A 17,616-nucleotide genomic window follows, 5' to 3' on the forward strand; every position below is an offset into this window, starting at 1 on the left:
TTACTCCTCCTAAGTAATCATTATTAAACTAAATCATATTTTAATATTATAACTTATATAATAAAAATTTTCACTAATAAATTTAATTATATATTTTTTTATAAAAAATAGAGAAGAAAGCAATTATAGTTTCTTCTCTACATATTTAGATTATTTTTGTATACTATTTGAAATACCTTTTTGTTCTGTAGAAGTATTTTGATTTTCATAATTTTCTCTATAGCTTTTAACTTTTGCATTAGAAAATTTTCCACTTTTCTCTTTATTTTTTCCCACTTAAATCACCTTCTCTTTAATAATTTATACATTAACCATTTCTCCACCATTAACATGAATTGTTTCTCCAGTTATAAATGAAGCTCCTTCACTTGCTAAAAATACATAAGCTTCAGCTAATTCTACTGGCTGTCCTGGCCTTTTAAATGCAGTTTTTGATCCAAACTTTTTATATTCCTCTTTATTAAAGGAAGCTGGTATTAAAGGTGTCCAAATAGGCCCTGGTGCAACTGCATTTACCCTTATACCTACATTAGCTAAGTTTAATGCTAAGCTCCTATTAAATGAAGTTAAAGCTCCTTTAGATGATGAATAATCAATTAGTCTATCATGTCCATTGTATGCAGTTATTGAAGTTGTATTTATTATGCTACTACCTTCTTTAAGGTGTGGAAGGGCTGATTTAACCATATAAAAAGCTGAAAAAACATTTGTTTTAAATGTATGTAGTAATTGATCAGATGTAATATCTACTAAAGAATTAGCAGTGTACTGCTCACCTGCATTATTTACAATAATATCAATTTTTTTAAATTTATTAATTGTTTTAGATATAACTTCCCTGCAAAAACTTTCCTCTCCTACATCACCTGCAATTATAATTCCTTCAGAGTTTGATTGTTTAACTAATTCTAAAGTTTTAGTTGCATCTTCTTCCTCATTTAAATAAACTATTACAACTTTAGCACCTTCTCTTGCAAAGGATAAACTGATTGCTCTTCCGATTCCACTATCTCCACCTGTAATAATAGCAACCTTATCTTTTAATCTTTTACCATTGTTTATATAATTTTCATTATAATATATAGGTGCTATCTCCATATCTTTTTCTTTTCCAGGCTGATTTAATTCTTCTTGTGCATTAAAATTTTTAGGAAAACTATTTTGTATCATTATTATCACCTCAATAGTTAAATGTCATAGTTATTTTTTGCTTATATAATATTTAATATTCTTAAAGTAACTAAAAATTTTATTACACAATAATTTTATTTATAGGTTATCTACTACTAAATCTTTAATTAAATTTTCAAATTCTATTCCATATTTAGGGTTTCTTTTAGTATTTTTTGTTTCCTCTATACTTTTTAATATAAAGTTAGAAGCCTTTTTGGCTGCTATTTCAATATCTAACCCATTCATAACAAAACCTGTTATTAGTGAAGAAAATATATCACCAGTACCACTATATGAAATATTATTATAAGGTAATTCTATTAAAGAAAATTTATTATTATTTTTGTTATATATTATATTAATTATTTGATTATTTAGTATAATTCCAGTTATTATAACAATTTTAGGTCCTATTTTTGAAATATCTATAGCTAAATCTTTAATATTATCTATTGATAAATTTTTAATATTTCCTTTTTTATCTAATAAAATCATAGCTTCTGTAATATTAGGAGTAACTATATCTGCTACGTTTATTAATTCTTTCATTTTTGTACATATCCCATTTTTATGCGTATCATACTCTACTCCATCATCTCCCATTATAGGATCAACTACAACCATTGCATTAGAATTAAATTTTATAAAATTTTTTATTATATCAATTTGTTCATCTGATGCTAAAAATCCAGTATATATGCAATCAAAGTGTTCTTCATTTTTCTGCCAGATATTTAAATACTCCTTCATATTATCTGTTAAATCTAAAAAGGAATATTCATTAAATCCAGTTTGATTTGATAATATTGCTGTAGGAACAGGACATACTTCTATATTTAAAGCTGATAATAATGGTATTGCAACAGTTAAAGAGCATTTCCCAATTCCTGATAAATCATTTATAACTACTACTCTCTTTTTTATATCCATAAAAAAATCTCCTATTAAATATTTATAATTAGAATACCATATTTTATAAATATTTTAAAATTTAGCTATGTTTTAGACCATTGTTGATTTTAAGGTACTTTCATGTTAAATAAATATTATGTAACATAGGATACAGAAATTAAATTTAATATTGTATATAATAAAATTAATTTAAATCTTAGGAGGTATTTAGTTATGGGATGTGGATGTTCATCACTTGGAAATGATGGTAAAAAAATTGCAGATTTAGTTAGAGAAAAAGGATTTCAGGATATGAAAACAAAAGTAGAACATAAAATAAATTGTTCTTGTGGGGAAACTTTTATTATGAATAAGTTAATTACTAAATGTCCTAAATGTCATACAACTTATGCAGTAACTCCATGTAGTTCAGACAATAAAGATAATATTAAATCTTGTGGAATTGATTATTAATTAAAACGCCTAAATATAGGCGTTTTTTAATAACCTATTTCCCCATTAAATAAACTTATAAAAATTTAATTTTATCTATTTTAGTTTTTCCTTTTTTATTATCTAAAATAAATTCTTTAGTATTATCTTTTAAATTATAATTAAAAGACTCAGTTATTTTATTATTAGAGTTTTTAAACATTTCTATAGTAATGCAATTCTTATTTAATCTTTCGTTATGAATCTTTATATATTCATTATCAATAATTACCTTACAATAAGTAATACCATACAAATTATCATTTACATACCCTACCCATATATTATCTCCAATAGAATCTAAAGTTCCAAATTTATTTATAGCTCTACCATTATAACCAACATAACTATAGTTTAATTTATTATATTCTATCTTTTCTAGTTTAAGTTTTGATGATGAATTTATTTTTGAATATATTAAATTATCATCTTCAGTTATGGTTATACTATTCCAATTCTCTTTATTATTAGATATTGTTTCTACAACCTTGTTTGTATAAAAAAATTTATTTAAAATAACTACACTAAAAATTATAGATAAGCTTGTAATCATTAATATTTTTATAGATTTATTCATATTAATTCACATCCTTAATTAAAACTCATTAATATAATTTCCAATTAATATATATTTATTCTTATTTTTCATATTAATAATTTTTATTACATAAATTTATTAATTTAACAGCATATTTTTTACTTTTTTTGGAAGGAAATTTAATAACTTTTATAGAATTATTATTATAAACAAAGGAGAAATTATAGGGTTATTACAAAAAGAAAGGATTGATATTGTGGACATATCTAGCTTAGAAAAAATTTATAACAAAAGAAATTGCATAGAAAGAATTATATTTAACTATATTGAAGAAAATAATGAGATTAATAAACTATTAATTGAGTTTTTCAATAAATGTAAAATTGAAAACTTAGATTATTTAAATGAAGTACCAATAGAAACTTTTACAAATTTAATTTCTTATTCAATTTACACACATACTTTAGATAAATATATAAATAGGGGTAATGTAACTTACCAAAACATTAAACAAATATTGAATATGTTAGATAAAAGCAAGGATTCAATAAGGGATTTTTTAAATAGAACTTTAGACTTAAATAAACTAAACAATAATTTAGATGAATTCATTGAGTGGACTGGAGTATCCTTTGAATTTCATAATGAATTTATATCTACCATAAATTATAACTATAGTATGATCTTAAATTCATTTTAAAATTATACTAATTTAAAATTTAATAACAAACTCTATAAATAAAAAGTTAAAATTATATTTTAGCTTTTTATTGTTTTCTGAATCTCCTTTTAGTAATATATAAATGATAATAAATCTTATTAACTACAAAATGAGGGGGATAAAATGACTAAACAGTCTAAAAAAACTAACAAAATTAAACGAAATAAAAAGTATAAGAAAAAACTTAAATTAAGAAAATATGTATTTTTATTTTTATGTATAATATTTTTAAGTTTCTGTACTTATAAGGTTTATGGCTTATTTTCTAAAAAACCAGAAACCACACCAAATGTTATATTAAAACATAAAGAAAAAACTTACACCGTAACTTCTGTTGGAAATATGATGACTCATGATGCCCAAATAGCTGGTGCTAAAACAAAGGATGGAAATTATAATTTTGATAAAAGCTTTGAATATGTTAAAAGTTACATAAAAGATTCTAATCTTAGTATAGGAGTTTTTGAAGGGAATGTAAATGGAGGCAAACCAGAAGGTTATCCTACATTTAACTCTCCAGAAGGATTTTTAAAATCTTTAAAAAGTGTTGGATTTAATGTAATTAATTATGCATCTAACCATGTTATAGATGGGGGTACTAGAGGGGTAAAAAGTACAATGTCAAAAAGTACTGGAAATGGTTTGTTAAATCTTGGAGTTAAAGAAAAAACTTCTGATAAAAATTATTTAATATATAACATAGATGGACATAAGGTTGGACTATTTTCTTATACTTATAGAACTGGTCCAAACTCAATAAATACAATTCCAATTCCAAAGGATGTTAATCCTTTAATTAATTCCTTTAGCTATGATGATTTAAATTCACTTTACAAAAGTATTGATAGTTCAATAAATGATATGAAAAAAAATGGTGTTGAATTTATAATAGGCTCCTTCCATTGGGGAGATGAATATAGCACAAAAGTTAATCCTATTCAAAGAAAAATAGCAAAAAAAATGAATGAATTAGGAGTTGATATAATATTAGGAAGTCACCCTCATGTTATAGAACCTTATGAAATTATAAAAAATAATTCTGGTCATTCAACTTTTGTAATATATTCTCAAGGAAATTTTTTGTCTAATCAATGTTATGAAGAGGTTCATAATTATCTAACTGAAGATGGTTTATTATTAAAATTCTCATTAGGGTTAAAAAATAATAAATTATATTTAAAGGATTATACAATTATTCCTACATGGGTATATAGAGAACCTAAAGGAAATAAGTTATTTACTCACAGAATTATACCTGTTGAAGAGGTAATTAATGATAAAAATAAATTTAATCTTTCTGAGACAGCTTATAATCGTGCATTAAATTCTCTTAAAAGTACAAAAAGTATTTTAGGAGAAAATTCATTAGGAACAAAATCTTTTCCTTAAAGACAACCTATGGGTCTTATATTTAGACTCATAGGTTATTTTTTTAATCTATTGATTCATTATATGCATCAGCTAGTTGCTTAATTATAGAGTCATATGGACATATCCATTCCTTATGTACTGATAATTTTGTAATTTCTGTATGAGTTGAAACTATTTGATTTAAAAAATTAAGATATAAAAGTCTAAGTTCTATTGTAGTACTCATTAAAGTCATTTTAAGATACATATAACTTTCCTTTTTTAGAGAATCTAACATAATATTAGATATAATATCATCATCTATTTTAATTTTATCTTTAATTAAATTTTTAATCATATTTGTCATCATTCCACATCCTTTACAATTGAAATTTGATTTTCATCTATAAATTGTTTTAAAGTTTTTATTCTTGTTTCAATTGCTAAAATCCTTGATTCTCCCTCTCTTTTCAAGTCCTCATCCATTATTAATGAATTTAATAGTCGTTGTTTAATTAGCCCTTCATTTTCCATTTTTAATATTGATGCTAAAGATATTATTTCTGTTTCAGAGAAGTCTCGCACAACATATAACCTCCATATTATCATATTTCTTTATTAGTAATGTGCTAATAAAGTAATTATTAACCTTGGATATTTTATGTTTAATTGGAATTATATATATTGAATAATTCTTTGTATTTATTCTGATAATATAATTGAAATTTAAAGTTAGGAGTGATTTTATGTCAAACTTGAATCTATTAGAATTACAAAATCTTCGTCATCTTATTGGTGCCCATGGAACAATTGAACATAAACTTGAAGACTATGCTAGCCATTGTACAGATCCTAATATTGTTCAAATGTTAAAAAAGGATGCTCAAGATGCAAAAAATAGTAAAGAGACTTTAATGTCTTTTCTAAAATAGGAGGATAATATTATGAATGAAAAAGATATGATTAATGATTATTTAAGTATGATTAATAGTAGTTTAACAGGATATGCTTCAATAATAGCTCAAACTGACAATAAGCAGCTACGTGAAACAGTACAACAAATGAGAAATAAAGATGAAATGCGTCAATATGCTGTATATACAGTTGCTAAAGATAAAGGATATTATAAACCTGCTCAGCCAGCAAATGAAACTGAAATAAGTACAGTAAAATCTGAATTAACTATGGGATAGAATATATTTATATTTTATAAAGCACCCACATTTAATGTAGGTGCTTTTAACTTTATAATTCTATATTATTATTAATTCTAAATAAAAGTACAGTGTCTTCTATGCAATCAAGCTTTTCCTTGCAATTACCACAATAAAATTTATCTGGAATATTTGAAAATTCATTGTAAATTTTAGTATCATAATTATCACATTTGCTACAATATTCCTCATAACCTTTACTTACAATATCATTCATCTCAAGTATAGATAATATTTCATAAGCTTTATATGCTGAAACTTTTAAATTAATCATTATAGATCCAGGATACAAATAACCTATTCCTGAATATAATTTAATAATTTTAAATAATTCCTTTAACTTTTTTTCCTCTAATATACCCTTATTTAAAAACTCCTTATAAACTTCTTTTAACATTAAAACCCCTCCCATAATATATTAACAATACTTTAGAAGTTAAGGAATATTTTGTTCATTTAAATTTTTAAATAAATTTATCAATTTAATATTACCATATTTTTTGTATTATTTAAAAAATAGTATCTTTTAAAACATTTTTTATGGATTTAAAATCTTATGCTTAATAAATTTTGCATAATCCTTTGTAATAACTAATATATCAATGGGACCTCCACAAGTTGCAAGTCTCATATCAAACCTCTGATACTTTATTGTTAAATCAATTAAAAATTCTGCTAAATCTATTCCATCCTTTAACTGCATAAGATTAAAATTAAATTGCATTGGTGGATTTCCTAACACTAATTTTCTTAAAGCTTCAGGATCACCGTTCCATGTAAATCCATATTGTATACTATTATCTTCCTTAATATTATTTCTTATAATTTCATTATTTATTATTTTATATACATATGGAATATCATCAACATAGCCAGCTACATGATAAGTTACTCCTTCTCCATGTAGTTTAATTGTATAATCCTTTAATTTATTTGCTATATCTGTTATTGTATCTTCTTTTTGTATTTCTTCTATTTCAAATGTTCTAATAAAATCCCCTACAGCTTTTCCAGCTATTATTGCATCTCCACAGCATGCTATGCCTATAGTATTATTATTTATTAAAAATAGTTTCTGTGAATTATCACTTAATGTATGCCTATCCTTAGTTCCATCCTTGTGTGTTGTAGTTCCTGTTAATCTACTATCAGCTGCTATTGCTATTCCCTCTGGTATATATACTGTTGCTATTATGGACATAAAATCATCTCCTTTAAAAATATGATTCTATATATTTTTTAAATTTCCTTTTTCCTTTAAAAATAAAAAGAACTTTACTTAGAAAGTTCTTTCATTAAAAATCTATTTAATATATTTTTTTCCATTTATTATTTTTATGCTTATAAATAACTTTATTTTTTATATTATAATAATACCATACTGGATTTAATTTATTAGATTCCTTAGCAATAAAGGATAAAACCTCACCTTCTTCTAATTCATCTATTCCAGTAGATAATAGAGTCCCTTCACTTACAGTTTCCCCATCTAATATATTTAAAGATTTTTCTGTAAGAATCTCCTTTGCTGACTCTATGTATTTTTGAATATTTTTCATTAAAAAAACGCCTCTTTTCATAATACCTGCTTTTATAGAAAACTTTAAATATAATATATTATAAATAATTATGCTTCTATAAAATCAATAACATTCTACCATATTATGAAAAACTTATCTATAATTGTTAATTTATAAACTATTTTATATTATTTAGTAATATATATATAAATAATATTATAAATTAAGCTCTAATTAATAATATTTTTAAAACAATCCTATCAAATAAAATATCTAACTTAACCTATAATCACCTGTTATTAATAATTGTAATAATATTTATTATATAAAATTTTTTATTGTAAAATAGTAATATTATAACTATATTTTTCTATAAATTTTTATTTAAAATTTACAATTATTATTATAAAATCCATAGTAATATTATATTATTCTGTAAGTTTGTGAACTATTTAACTGTATTAAATTAATAAAATAATTTATTTAAGTTTTGCCCCACAATATGGACAATATATAAAATCTGCCTCTAAAACTCTACCACAATTTGGACACCTATTTATTTTTTCATAATTATTATATCTAGTTTCAATTGGGTTTAAATCCCAGTAAGTAATATCTATATTCTCTCCTCTTTCGATTCTCTTTCCCTTTTCTTTAGGAATCTCATAAACAGAATTACATCTGTTACATATAAAATAAAAATGCTCATTCCATTTAAAAATGGGGATAAAAAATAAATGAAAACAATCAAAGGTTTTTATAAGTTTTCCACTTAAATTTTTATTACATTTTTTGCAATATACATTATTTAAAATTTTTATTTCTTCTTCCTTATTTTCTATACCAAATATTCCAATAAAAAACATACAATCCTCCAAATAATAGTTATATATAAAATCAATACTAATTTAAGTATATATCTTATTTCTATTTTATCAAAAATTTATATTTTTAGTTTACTATATATAAATAAGTCTATTTTATTAAAGTAATTTAAAAATAGAAAAAGTTGAAGAAATTTTTATTATTTAAAATTTCTTCAACCTACTATTTGTAATGTTTATTAATTTTAGCCTGTCATTCCTATATACATTCCTACAAAATAAGGAATTAACCAAATAAACCAAACTAACATACTAAATTTATGAAAGGCTTCTTTTGCTTTAGCACTTCCTTTATTAAGAACCCAAGTTGCCCAAACAGCATGAAATAGCATTAGAATTATAGCTAACATACCAGTTGATTGATGTATTAATAATTGAGTAGGTGTTATAGTTCTATCTGTTCCAGCTGCAACTATTCTACTCATTGTAAAAGTTCCTAGAGTATCGCAAACTAAACCACACCAAAAAATAATTACATGTTTTTTCTTTAAAATTTTTGCCCTATGTTCTCCCCAAACACCTATTGTATAAAATATTAATGCTAAAGTTATAAATATAATTGCTGGAATTAATAATTTTGGCATTATAATCATCTCCTTAATTTTCTTTTATTAAACTAATAATTTTTTCTAGTCCATTTTCAATTGTTTTTAAATCTTCTTCAGAAATACCATTAAATATTTCTTTAAAACTATTATTTATATCCTCTTTAATTTCATCTGATAAAACTTGTCCTTTTTCAGAAAATTTAATATAAGTTATTCTTTTATCCTCATCATCCTTAACCCTTTCAAAAATATCAACCTTTTCTAATCTATCAACTATTCCAGAACAGGTTGATTTTTTTATAGCCATCTTTTTGCTTAACTCACTTAATGTTAATTTATCAAAATGACCAACAAACTTAATAGCTGTAACCTGACTTTGAGTAAGATCTCTTTTCTTTAACTTTTCTGTTATTTTACTATTTATCATAGAATTAATTTCTTTTATATATAAACAAATTTTAAATTCGTGTATACACTTCATAAAATACTTCCTTTTCTTTTCTAAACTATTAGCATACTAATTATTACACTAAAATAATAATACTATATAAAAAATATTACAATGTCTATGGTGTTAATTAATAATGAATAATTTAATATGTACTTACTTCTATATTTAATTTCTTATAGTTTATTAAGTTTTTTATTAACAAATTTTTATAACTTAATACTAAAATTCTTATGAGAATTTATAAATTTTAAAAAATATAAAAAGCTTTCATAAAATACAATAAAACAATTAATTATTTTAACTTCTAATAAGAAATAATTAAATTTTATAAATATCTAATTATATTTTTATATGAATTTTTTACAATTAATTTTTCTATAAATTGGATTTTTTTGAAATTAATCTTATTATTATATTGTAAACGTAATCATTAATTTGATATCAAACAAAGGAGGAATTTTTGTGGAAGAAAAATTATTAAATCTAGTTACTTTCAATGACAAAACTTGGAATAAAAGATGGAGGTATAATTGTACCATATTTATAATAAGCTATATTTTTATGGGTGCTGTAACTGGTATAATAAATGACTCTTATATCTCTTATTTAAATATTACAGTTCCAGATGTTGTTAAAGCACTTCCAGCTTATGGATCAATAGCCACCTTTATAATAGCAATTGTATTATTACTTACAAATAAAATTGGTTATAAAAAAATAATAGTTACTTCTCCTATTGTATTACTACTTGGGCTATTTGCATGTATATACAGTAAAAATTCAACTGTAATTTTAATTGCTAACATTATTATAAATGTTGGTGCTGCAATGTATGACTGTATGTATCCTTTAATGTTTACATCATATACTCCTGAAAATAGAAGAACCTCTATGTTTGCAAGAGTTATGTATTGTAATTTAATTAGCCAATGTTTATTAATGTTTTTTAATGGTAAAATTGTAGTTTGGAAGTTTAGTAAAGTTTTAAAAGTATCTTATGATAAAGCAGCTCTTTTATCAGAACATCAAGGTGAATTAAATCAAATGCAATTATCAGCATATACATCTTCTTATAGATTTGTTTTATGGATTGCAGTAATCTTAACAATACTTTCATTAATTTGCTTATTATTTTTAAAAGAACAACCTCAAGATTATACAGAAACTCCAGAAGAATTAGCTGCAAGAAAGGCAACCAAAAAGTTCGACTTTAAATTATTTGCTAATAAATATGTAATTTTATGGGTTGTTATAACTAGTCTAATGGGTTTTGGTGCTATGCTTGTAATGCCATATTTCCCAATATATTTAAACAATTTCTTGCATATAAGTAGAGGTGTTGTTTCAACAATAATGACATTATCATCTTTAGCTATGGTTTTAGCTTATTTTTGTACACCTTGGTTTGAAAAGAAATTTGGTTCCATTGTTACAGTTTCTCTTGGAACAATATTATGTATTCCATTAATGCTACTTATGGCAAATGGCGCTATGTTTGGTGCAAATGTAGCTTGGGCTATTGGAATTATTTTATTTTTAAGATCTGGAGTTGCAAATATTGCAGGTCCTATAAAAGCATCTTTACCATTAACTTTTGTTCCTAAAAACTTAGTTCCAGCATATAATTCTCTTATGTTAATAGTAAATAGCTTAGTAGGCATTTTAGCTGGATTATTTGCAAGATATTATTTATTAAGAACTCCAAGTGGATATGGAACTGCTTATTATATAGCTAGTACAGTTTATTTAATAGGTAGTATAGCAATGCTTATTGTATTTTTCAAAAAATATAATAGACATAGTACAAAAGATAAAAAAGAATAGTTAATAAATTTTTATAATAAATGCCTTATCTTTAAAAGAAAGATAAGGCATTTTTATTTTTTTAAGTAAGCTTTATTGCTAATATATTATTAAGATTTAATTTATTTATTTTATCTTCTATAATATTTTTATCTGTTATATATAGTCCCTTTTCTTGCATTCGTTTAAAATATACTGAACCTGCAAAGGTGTATCTACTTTTTCTATCCTCTTCTTTTAATGTCTTTTCATTAGCATAGGCTATAATATCTCCTATTGCTAAATTTCTTGGTAGTATTAAAAGTGGTAATCCCATAAACTGCCTCACTGCATTATGACCTGCAAGAGATCCTGTACATATAGCTTCAGTATAATAGTCCAAATTGCAATAAATAATTTTATATATTTTTAGTACTATACCTACCCTAACTTTCTACTTTCCAGCTGTTAGTATATTATTTGTATTTTTTATATAACTATTAATTTTATGAATTTAAAGTTAAATATTTTATAAAGTTTTGAATTGTCTGAATATTAATATTATAATTAAATTAATTCAATAACTAAATAAAATTCATTTATTTTATTCATTTAAAGGGCAGGTTACCTATATCATTTATACTTGCCTTTTTTTTATTTTATATAATACTAAATTAAAATATCATTAAATTTATTAAAATATTGTATATTTATATTGTTTAACAATGATTCTTAAATTTTATATGATATAATTTCACTGAATTCATTATGTAAAACTTAAGAATAGAGGTAGATTCTATGCACCAATTATTATCAGCCCTTATCTTGTCTATATCTTCAAATTTAGATACATTTACACTATCTATTTCTTATGGTATGAACAAAATAAGAATCCCTTTTATGAGCAACTTAATAATAACAGTAGTTTCTACTTTAGGAACATTTTTATCTATGAAATTTGGAAAAATAATAGCTTATATATTACCAAACTTTATTGCTAATATTATAGGTGGAGTTGCTTTAATATTAATAGGATTATGGTTTTTAATAGATTATTTAAAAAATAAAAGTTCAAATGAAAATAATTCTAATAAAAAACTAAATTTTAAAAATAGCTTTTCTATAGCACTTGCTCTTACAATCAATAATTTAGGAATAGGAATATCAGCTAGTATTACTGGAATAAGTATTTTTTACTCAACTATTTTTACATTAATTATAACTAGTTTAACTATAATTTTAGGATATTGGATTGGAGAAAGTTTACTTGGAAAATTAATTGGTAAGTATTCATCATTTATTTCAAGTCTATTATTAATTATTTTAGGTGCTTATGAAAGTTTCTTATAATTATTATTAAATATTTTTCAATAAAAGGTAGATGTTTTTTTATATTAATGTTATAGTAGTATTAATAATATTACACTTACAAAGAAAGACAAGTTATCTAGCGTCATTTTTAACTTGTCTTTTTTTGTGCATAAAAAAAAAAGAGGTCTTACTTCCTCTCATGTATACTCTTTTAAATTATTTATTTTATGAAAATTATGTAAATAATACTGTTTTACTAGTTAATTTAATAGTTGTTTTTATAATTTGTTTTCCATTATACTCAATTATTTCATCTTTTATATCTAATATATCTCGTCCCTCTTTTATTGCTAACATTAAAATACAATGTGTATTTTTATAATGTTCATAAACATCATTAGGACACTTCATTTCCATTGTTGCTTGAATAATATTTTTTAATTTAATCACTCATCTCCCACCTTTATACTTTTATTTTTATATTCTATAAAAATTTTAAAATACCTTTATTTTTTGTTTGTTTTTATAATCATTTACGAGTATTTCAATTAAATATATTAATTTTCTATTATATTGATTCATAAGTTTATTTATAAACTATCTCGCCTTTTAATTAATATTAAAATTTATACTATAATTTAAATTATGTATTTTATTAATTTATCAAGGCTACTTTAGCCTATTTTTCTTTAGATTCGTAATACTCTTTTGCTAATCTTTTGCATTCTTCTATACCTAATATTCTTATAAGTGATTTAGCTGCAATTTTCCCAAAGGCATCTTTACATTTTTCAGAAGGTTTATTTTCTTCAACAACTTTTATATTTGCTATCTTTACCATCTAATTCCCCCTTAAAATACCTTATGATTAATTTTTAATTTTGTTACATTATAAAAATAATTTATGAATTATACTCTACTATAAATAATCTAAAAAAATATAAATATAATAATATAAAGTTTTTTATTAAGGCTGTATATAAAATTAATTATTAAAAATAAGGAGGTAATCTGTGGCTATTGCAATTTATAGTAGAAAATCTAAATTTACTGGAAAAGGTGAATCTATAGAAAATCAAATTATAAAATGCAAAAAATTTATTGATTTTAAATTTTCTGATGAGATAACAGAAAAAAATATAGAACTATATATAGATGAAGGATTCTCTGGTAAAAATGAAGATAGACCTAAATATCAAGAAATGATTTCTAAAGTTAAAAGTGGCAAAATAAATAAAATTATACTATATCAATTAAATAGACTTGGAAGAAATGCAAGAGATATACACAACACTATGGAAATGTGTAATTCATTACATTGTATTATATACAGTTCTACTGAGGGCTTTGACTCCTCCACTTCTTTTGGTAGAGCTGTTATAGGTATATTGGCTTCTCTTGCACAATTAGAACGTGAGCAACTTGCAGAACGTATAAAGGATAACATGTATACTCTTGCTAAAATGGGTCGTTGGCTTGGTGGACAATCACCCTTAGGCTTTAATTGCATTAGAGAGAGCTTTAAAGATGAAAATATGAAAGATCATTCTATAACCTTACTAAAAAAAGACGTTGAAGAGCTTAAATTAGTTAAACTTATTTATGATAAATATTTAGAAGAAAAATCCTTATCTAAAGTTAGTAAATGGTCATTAAGTAATAATTTTAAAGGCAAAAATAATGGAAATTTAGATAAAAGTTCTATTAATGTAATTCTTCAAAATCCAGTATATGTGCAAAGTACTAAAAAAGTATGTGATTTTTTAAATAATTTAGGATATGAAGTATGTGGCATCCCTAATGGTAATGGTATTTTACGTTATGGAAAAGGTGAAGAAAAAATTGCTGCCATAAGTAATCATAAAGGAATTATTTCAGGAGATAAATGGCTTAAAGTACAAAGAATAATAAAAGAAAATACTGAAAAAGCTCCTAGACTTGGTAAAACTAATACTGCCCTATTAACTGGAATATTAAAATGCCAATGTGGATCAGGAATGAGAATTACTTATGGTCATACAAAACCTGATGGAAGTAAACTCTTTTATTATACTTGTTCTATGAAAAATAATTCTGGTGGAACTAGATGTAAATCTAAAAATATAAATGGACAAGAACTAGAAAAGCTTATAATAGAAAAAATCAAATTTAGAACTGCTAAAGAAATATTTAATAATTTAAATTTATTAACTAACTCCTTATATACTAAAGACACATGTTATGCAACAAAAGAACTCCTAAAAGAAAAAGAACTTTTAAAAACTAAAATAACTAACTTAATAAATAAACTATCCCTTGTAAATGATGATTATATATCAAAATTACTTATTAATCAAATTTCAATATTAAAAAATAAATTAATTTCAATAAATAAAAAAATAGATAAATTTAAAGATATAGAAACAAAATTTGAAAGAACTAATAAGGATATAACTAATAACATTAAAAATTTAGATGAATTTAAAAATAATTTTGATTATATGAATTTTGAAGAAAAGAAAATTTCTTTAAATAATATACTTGAAAAAATAACATGGATTAGTGATTCTAATAAAATAATATTAAAATACAAATAATTTAAAGCATAGCCTATTATAAAAAAAGATAGTACAGCAATTAAAGCAGAAAAACTGTACTATCAGATATAAGTATTACGAGTTACTTATATAATAACAAATTACTTATAAAAAATAAAGTATAATAATTAAAACTATATAGATTAAATGTTAGAAATTTGTGAAAATATTGAAATTTATAAAATTAACTATAAAAAATTTTTATTTTTATATCCATATTCCACCTTAAGTATAAACAAAAACAACCCTTAAGGTTGCTTTTTAAAATTATTTATATAGTTATTCTCTATAATCTTCTGGAATATCCCCAACGAATTCTTTTTTGCTTAATGTAATATACCAGAATGTTAAAAATGCTATAAATGAGAAAATAATTCCCAAAATAGTCATTCCTAATCCAAAACCAAAGTTTTTCATTATTTTATAAAAGACTATTATTGCAAAAATAAAATTAACAAATGGTATGAAAGTTAATATAAAATACCAATAAGAAAAACCAGCTAAATGTAACATTTTTAATTCTCCTAAAACTGGAAATAACATCATCCACGAATTTTTTAAATTTGCTCTTTTAGCCATTACGTAACTTGGATAAACTCTAACAAGATAAATAATTAAAGCCCAAAGCAAGCTAAAACTTCCTACGTAGATTCCTCTAATAAAATCCATATATATCACCTCTTATATTATAATATATCAAATATATAAGTAATAAATAGAAATGTAAAATTAAATTTTATTGAACTATTAATATATAATAATCTATTTAAAAATATTTTTATAAATGTAAAAAGTAGACAAAAACTTCAAAATATAGTATTATCTTTAAGGACTAATTTTTAGGAGGATAAAAAATCATGAAACCAAAACATTCAAAGGCATTATTAGTAGGTGCTATAATAGGAACAGTATATGCAATATTTTTAATTGCACATTTTGGAAGTGCAATTGCAGGAACATCTGATGTAGCGGAACAAGCAGGTGCAGCAATCGCAACAGCATTAGTTACACCACATATGATATTAGTTGTTTTAGCTGTAATATTTAATTGGGTATCATATTTTACTAATAAAAGAGGATTTGCTTTAACAGCAGGTATTTTATATTCAGTTGCAGGAGTAATGTTCTTAATATATGTATTATTTGTTGTTCCAAGTTTAGTATTAAGTTTCGTTGGATATTCAAAACTTAAAACTATAAATGAAACAAATTCAAAATTAGCTTCAAATTAATACTAATATAAATAAGATATAATATTAATTCATTAGTAAAAAGTACCTCATAGAATAAATATTTTAAAAAGTTTATTCTATGAGGTACTTTTATGTATTATTTTATATAATATTCTTTAGTTTAATTTACCTTTTAAGATTTCTTCACTAAATTTATATATTAAACTTTCATAATCTTTATTTTCATATTTTTCTTCTAAAAGCTCTTTATTTTCCTCAAAATAAGTTGCTTTTTCATTAATTATTTCATTTAAACTATTTAATTCAAAATCTAAATTATTATCTTTTATTATTTTTTCTAAAGACTTTGTTATACTTTCTCTATGCTTATTAATTTGATCTTCCTTCATAGATTCTAAAGCTTCTTTCCAATTACTAAAGCCTCCAATTGGCTTATCATCATTATCTTTAACATCATTATCTTCTTCTTCATTTTTAAAGAAATTCATAAATGCCATTTAGTATTCCTCCTGTTATATTACTAATACTTATTATATACAATAACTAATTATTTAGCAATTTAGAACATCATGCATCAGTATGTCCAACAAACAACCCTGACTTTTCTCCACCACAAAATAAATTATCTACTCCCTTTACTTTCATATCATTTGTTCTTTGTGCCACTGAAAGATATCTTATGGAATTCCCCTTACTTCCTGCATATGGATCAACATATTTAGCTCTTTCTAGTCCTTTTATTTTTCTTAGTTTTTCTAAAGGATAATAGGTAGTCATAAGTTTTGCATGTGCAATGTGAATAGAAAAGCAACCTTTAACCAAGTTTTTAAAGAGGAAACTGTTTCTTTTTTATCATTATATCCTAATAAAACTATAGGTAATAAAATTAAGCTTCTTAGAATTAAAAGTGGTCTTACATACAATCAATTTGTTAAAAAAGCTCAAGTTTCTGTTATGACTATTTATAGATAG

Annotated in this window: 26 protein-coding genes and 2 pseudogenes; 10 read left to right on the top strand and 18 right to left on the bottom strand. The window is 23.2% G+C overall.

All coding sequences use genetic code 11. From position 1 onward, the window contains the following. Positions 1-150: 150 nt before the first annotated feature. The 3 genes from J2S18_RS04985 to J2S18_RS04995 form a co-directional block, all read right to left on the bottom strand. Entirely contained in the window at positions 151-276 is a 126-nt protein-coding gene (locus J2S18_RS04985; protein ID WP_307484044.1) for a hypothetical protein, read from the bottom strand. A gap of 24 nt (positions 277-300) precedes the next feature. Beyond that, a complete protein-coding gene (locus tag J2S18_RS04990; protein WP_307484047.1) occupies positions 301-1,170 on the bottom strand; it encodes a glucose 1-dehydrogenase in 870 nt (289 codons plus the stop codon). 99 nt (positions 1,171-1,269) lie between these two features. Next, positions 1,270-2,103: a pyridoxamine kinase gene (locus tag J2S18_RS04995; RefSeq protein ID WP_307484051.1), complete on the bottom strand. Its 834-nt coding sequence runs from the start codon at positions 2,101-2,103 to the stop codon at positions 1,270-1,272. A gap of 195 nt (positions 2,104-2,298) precedes the next feature. On the opposite strand from J2S18_RS04995, the gene J2S18_RS05000 reads away from it, so the two are divergent. Then, positions 2,299-2,538 (top strand): hypothetical protein, encoded by a 240-nt coding sequence (locus J2S18_RS05000; protein WP_307484054.1) that lies wholly within the window; start codon positions 2,299-2,301, stop codon positions 2,536-2,538. A gap of 55 nt (positions 2,539-2,593) precedes the next feature. On the opposite strand, the gene J2S18_RS05005 is transcribed toward J2S18_RS05000, so the two are convergent. Next, on the bottom strand, positions 2,594-3,133 hold the full coding sequence (locus J2S18_RS05005) for a hypothetical protein (protein WP_307484056.1): 540 nt from the start codon (positions 3,131-3,133) through the stop codon (positions 2,594-2,596). A 217-nt stretch (positions 3,134-3,350) separates the two neighbouring features. Between J2S18_RS05005 and J2S18_RS05010 the strand changes: the two genes are divergently transcribed. Then, positions 3,351-3,794, top strand: coding sequence for a hypothetical protein (locus J2S18_RS05010; RefSeq protein ID WP_307484059.1), 444 nt, complete (start codon positions 3,351-3,353; stop codon positions 3,792-3,794). Positions 3,795-3,938: 144 nt separating this feature from the next. Next, complete coding sequence (locus J2S18_RS05015; protein WP_307484062.1) at positions 3,939-5,204, top strand: CapA family protein; 1,266 nt, start codon at positions 3,939-3,941, stop codon at positions 5,202-5,204. Between the two features lie 43 nt (positions 5,205-5,247). Here J2S18_RS05015 and J2S18_RS05020 read toward each other — a convergent pair whose 3' ends face one another. Further along, the gene (locus J2S18_RS05020) at positions 5,248-5,532 is read right to left on the bottom strand and encodes a spore coat protein (protein WP_307484066.1); all 285 of its coding nucleotides are present in this window, start codon (positions 5,530-5,532) and stop codon (positions 5,248-5,250) included. Further along, the gene (locus J2S18_RS05025) at positions 5,532-5,750 is read right to left on the bottom strand and encodes a hypothetical protein (protein ID WP_307484068.1); all 219 of its coding nucleotides are present in this window, start codon (positions 5,748-5,750) and stop codon (positions 5,532-5,534) included. The genes J2S18_RS05020 and J2S18_RS05025 overlap by 1 nt, the downstream gene beginning before the upstream one ends. Before the next feature lie 161 nt (positions 5,751-5,911). Here J2S18_RS05025 and J2S18_RS05030 point away from each other — a divergent pair, with 161 nt between their 5' ends. Together J2S18_RS05030 and J2S18_RS05035 are read left to right on the top strand one after the other, a co-directional pair. Next, positions 5,912-6,097 (top strand): hypothetical protein, encoded by a 186-nt coding sequence (locus J2S18_RS05030; protein ID WP_307484071.1) that lies wholly within the window; start codon positions 5,912-5,914, stop codon positions 6,095-6,097. A 12-nt stretch (positions 6,098-6,109) separates the two neighbouring features. After that, complete coding sequence (locus tag J2S18_RS05035) at positions 6,110-6,358, top strand: spore coat protein (RefSeq protein WP_307484073.1); 249 nt, start codon at positions 6,110-6,112, stop codon at positions 6,356-6,358. A gap of 52 nt (positions 6,359-6,410) precedes the next feature. Here the strand turns inward: J2S18_RS05035 and J2S18_RS05040 are convergent, their stop codons facing one another. The 6 genes from J2S18_RS05040 to J2S18_RS05065 form a co-directional block, all read right to left on the bottom strand. Continuing rightward, entirely contained in the window at positions 6,411-6,776 is a 366-nt protein-coding gene (locus J2S18_RS05040; RefSeq protein WP_307484076.1) for a hypothetical protein, read from the bottom strand. A 141-nt stretch (positions 6,777-6,917) separates the two neighbouring features. Then, a complete protein-coding gene (locus tag J2S18_RS05045; protein WP_307484078.1) occupies positions 6,918-7,580 on the bottom strand; it encodes a hypothetical protein in 663 nt (220 codons plus the stop codon). A 106-nt stretch (positions 7,581-7,686) separates the two neighbouring features. Then, a complete protein-coding gene (locus tag J2S18_RS05050) occupies positions 7,687-7,959 on the bottom strand; it encodes a hypothetical protein (protein WP_307484081.1) in 273 nt (90 codons plus the stop codon). A gap of 419 nt (positions 7,960-8,378) precedes the next feature. Then, entirely contained in the window at positions 8,379-8,765 is a 387-nt protein-coding gene (locus tag J2S18_RS05055; protein ID WP_307484083.1) for a zinc ribbon domain-containing protein, read from the bottom strand. A 203-nt stretch (positions 8,766-8,968) separates the two neighbouring features. Beyond that, entirely contained in the window at positions 8,969-9,367 is a 399-nt protein-coding gene (locus J2S18_RS05060; RefSeq protein ID WP_307484086.1) for an HsmA family protein, read from the bottom strand. A 13-nt stretch (positions 9,368-9,380) separates the two neighbouring features. After that, positions 9,381-9,812 (bottom strand): MarR family winged helix-turn-helix transcriptional regulator, encoded by a 432-nt coding sequence (locus tag J2S18_RS05065; RefSeq protein WP_307484089.1) that lies wholly within the window; start codon positions 9,810-9,812, stop codon positions 9,381-9,383. A gap of 432 nt (positions 9,813-10,244) precedes the next feature. Here J2S18_RS05065 and J2S18_RS05070 point away from each other — a divergent pair, with 432 nt between their 5' ends. Next, positions 10,245-11,606 carry an MFS transporter gene (locus tag J2S18_RS05070; RefSeq protein ID WP_307484092.1) on the top strand — a complete coding sequence of 454 codons (1,362 nt, stop codon included), beginning with the start codon at positions 10,245-10,247 and terminating at the stop codon, positions 11,604-11,606. Positions 11,607-11,667: 61 nt separating this feature from the next. Here J2S18_RS05070 and J2S18_RS05075 read toward each other — a convergent pair. Next, a pseudogene (locus J2S18_RS05075) lies at positions 11,668-11,958 on the bottom strand (FAD-dependent oxidoreductase); the annotation flags it as partial. A gap of 404 nt (positions 11,959-12,362) precedes the next feature. On the opposite strand from J2S18_RS05075, the gene J2S18_RS05080 reads away from it, so the two are divergent. Further along, the gene (locus J2S18_RS05080; protein ID WP_307484094.1) at positions 12,363-12,914 is read left to right on the top strand and encodes a manganese efflux pump MntP; all 552 of its coding nucleotides are present in this window, start codon (positions 12,363-12,365) and stop codon (positions 12,912-12,914) included. Positions 12,915-13,109: 195 nt separating this feature from the next. Here the strand turns inward: J2S18_RS05080 and J2S18_RS05085 are convergent, their stop codons facing one another. Next, positions 13,110-13,325 carry a hypothetical protein gene (locus J2S18_RS05085; RefSeq protein ID WP_307484096.1) on the bottom strand — a complete coding sequence of 72 codons (216 nt, stop codon included), beginning with the start codon at positions 13,323-13,325 and terminating at the stop codon, positions 13,110-13,112. Positions 13,326-13,554: 229 nt separating this feature from the next. Next, positions 13,555-13,716, bottom strand: coding sequence for a hypothetical protein (locus J2S18_RS05090; protein WP_307484099.1), 162 nt, complete (start codon positions 13,714-13,716; stop codon positions 13,555-13,557). Positions 13,717-13,888: 172 nt separating this feature from the next. Between J2S18_RS05090 and J2S18_RS05095 the strand changes: the two genes are divergently transcribed. Next, positions 13,889-15,451, top strand: coding sequence for a recombinase family protein (locus tag J2S18_RS05095; RefSeq protein WP_307484103.1), 1,563 nt, complete (start codon positions 13,889-13,891; stop codon positions 15,449-15,451). A 279-nt stretch (positions 15,452-15,730) separates the two neighbouring features. Here J2S18_RS05095 and J2S18_RS05100 read toward each other — a convergent pair whose 3' ends face one another. Beyond that, positions 15,731-16,120, bottom strand: a complete 390-nt coding sequence (locus J2S18_RS05100) for a DUF5684 domain-containing protein (RefSeq protein ID WP_307484106.1) — start codon at positions 16,118-16,120, stop codon at positions 15,731-15,733. Between the two features lie 188 nt (positions 16,121-16,308). On the opposite strand from J2S18_RS05100, the gene J2S18_RS05105 reads away from it, so the two are divergent. Continuing rightward, a complete protein-coding gene (locus J2S18_RS05105; RefSeq protein WP_307484109.1) occupies positions 16,309-16,683 on the top strand; it encodes a hypothetical protein in 375 nt (124 codons plus the stop codon). 116 nt (positions 16,684-16,799) lie between these two features. Here J2S18_RS05105 and J2S18_RS05110 read toward each other — a convergent pair whose 3' ends face one another. Both J2S18_RS05110 and J2S18_RS05115 read right to left on the bottom strand, forming a co-directional pair. Next, positions 16,800-17,141 carry a hypothetical protein gene (locus tag J2S18_RS05110; RefSeq protein WP_307484112.1) on the bottom strand — a complete coding sequence of 114 codons (342 nt, stop codon included), beginning with the start codon at positions 17,139-17,141 and terminating at the stop codon, positions 16,800-16,802. Between the two features lie 73 nt (positions 17,142-17,214). Beyond that, positions 17,215-17,436: pseudogene (locus J2S18_RS05115) on the bottom strand (FAD-dependent oxidoreductase); the annotation flags it as partial. Positions 17,437-17,439: 3 nt separating this feature from the next. Here J2S18_RS05115 and J2S18_RS05120 point away from each other — a divergent pair. After that, the gene (locus J2S18_RS05120; protein ID WP_307484655.1) at positions 17,440-17,616 is read left to right on the top strand and encodes a hypothetical protein; all 177 of its coding nucleotides are present in this window, start codon (positions 17,440-17,442) and stop codon (positions 17,614-17,616) included.

The organism is Eubacterium multiforme (assembly GCF_030813415.1).
Taxonomy (GTDB): Bacteria; Bacillota; Clostridia; order Clostridiales; family Clostridiaceae; genus Clostridium; species Clostridium multiforme.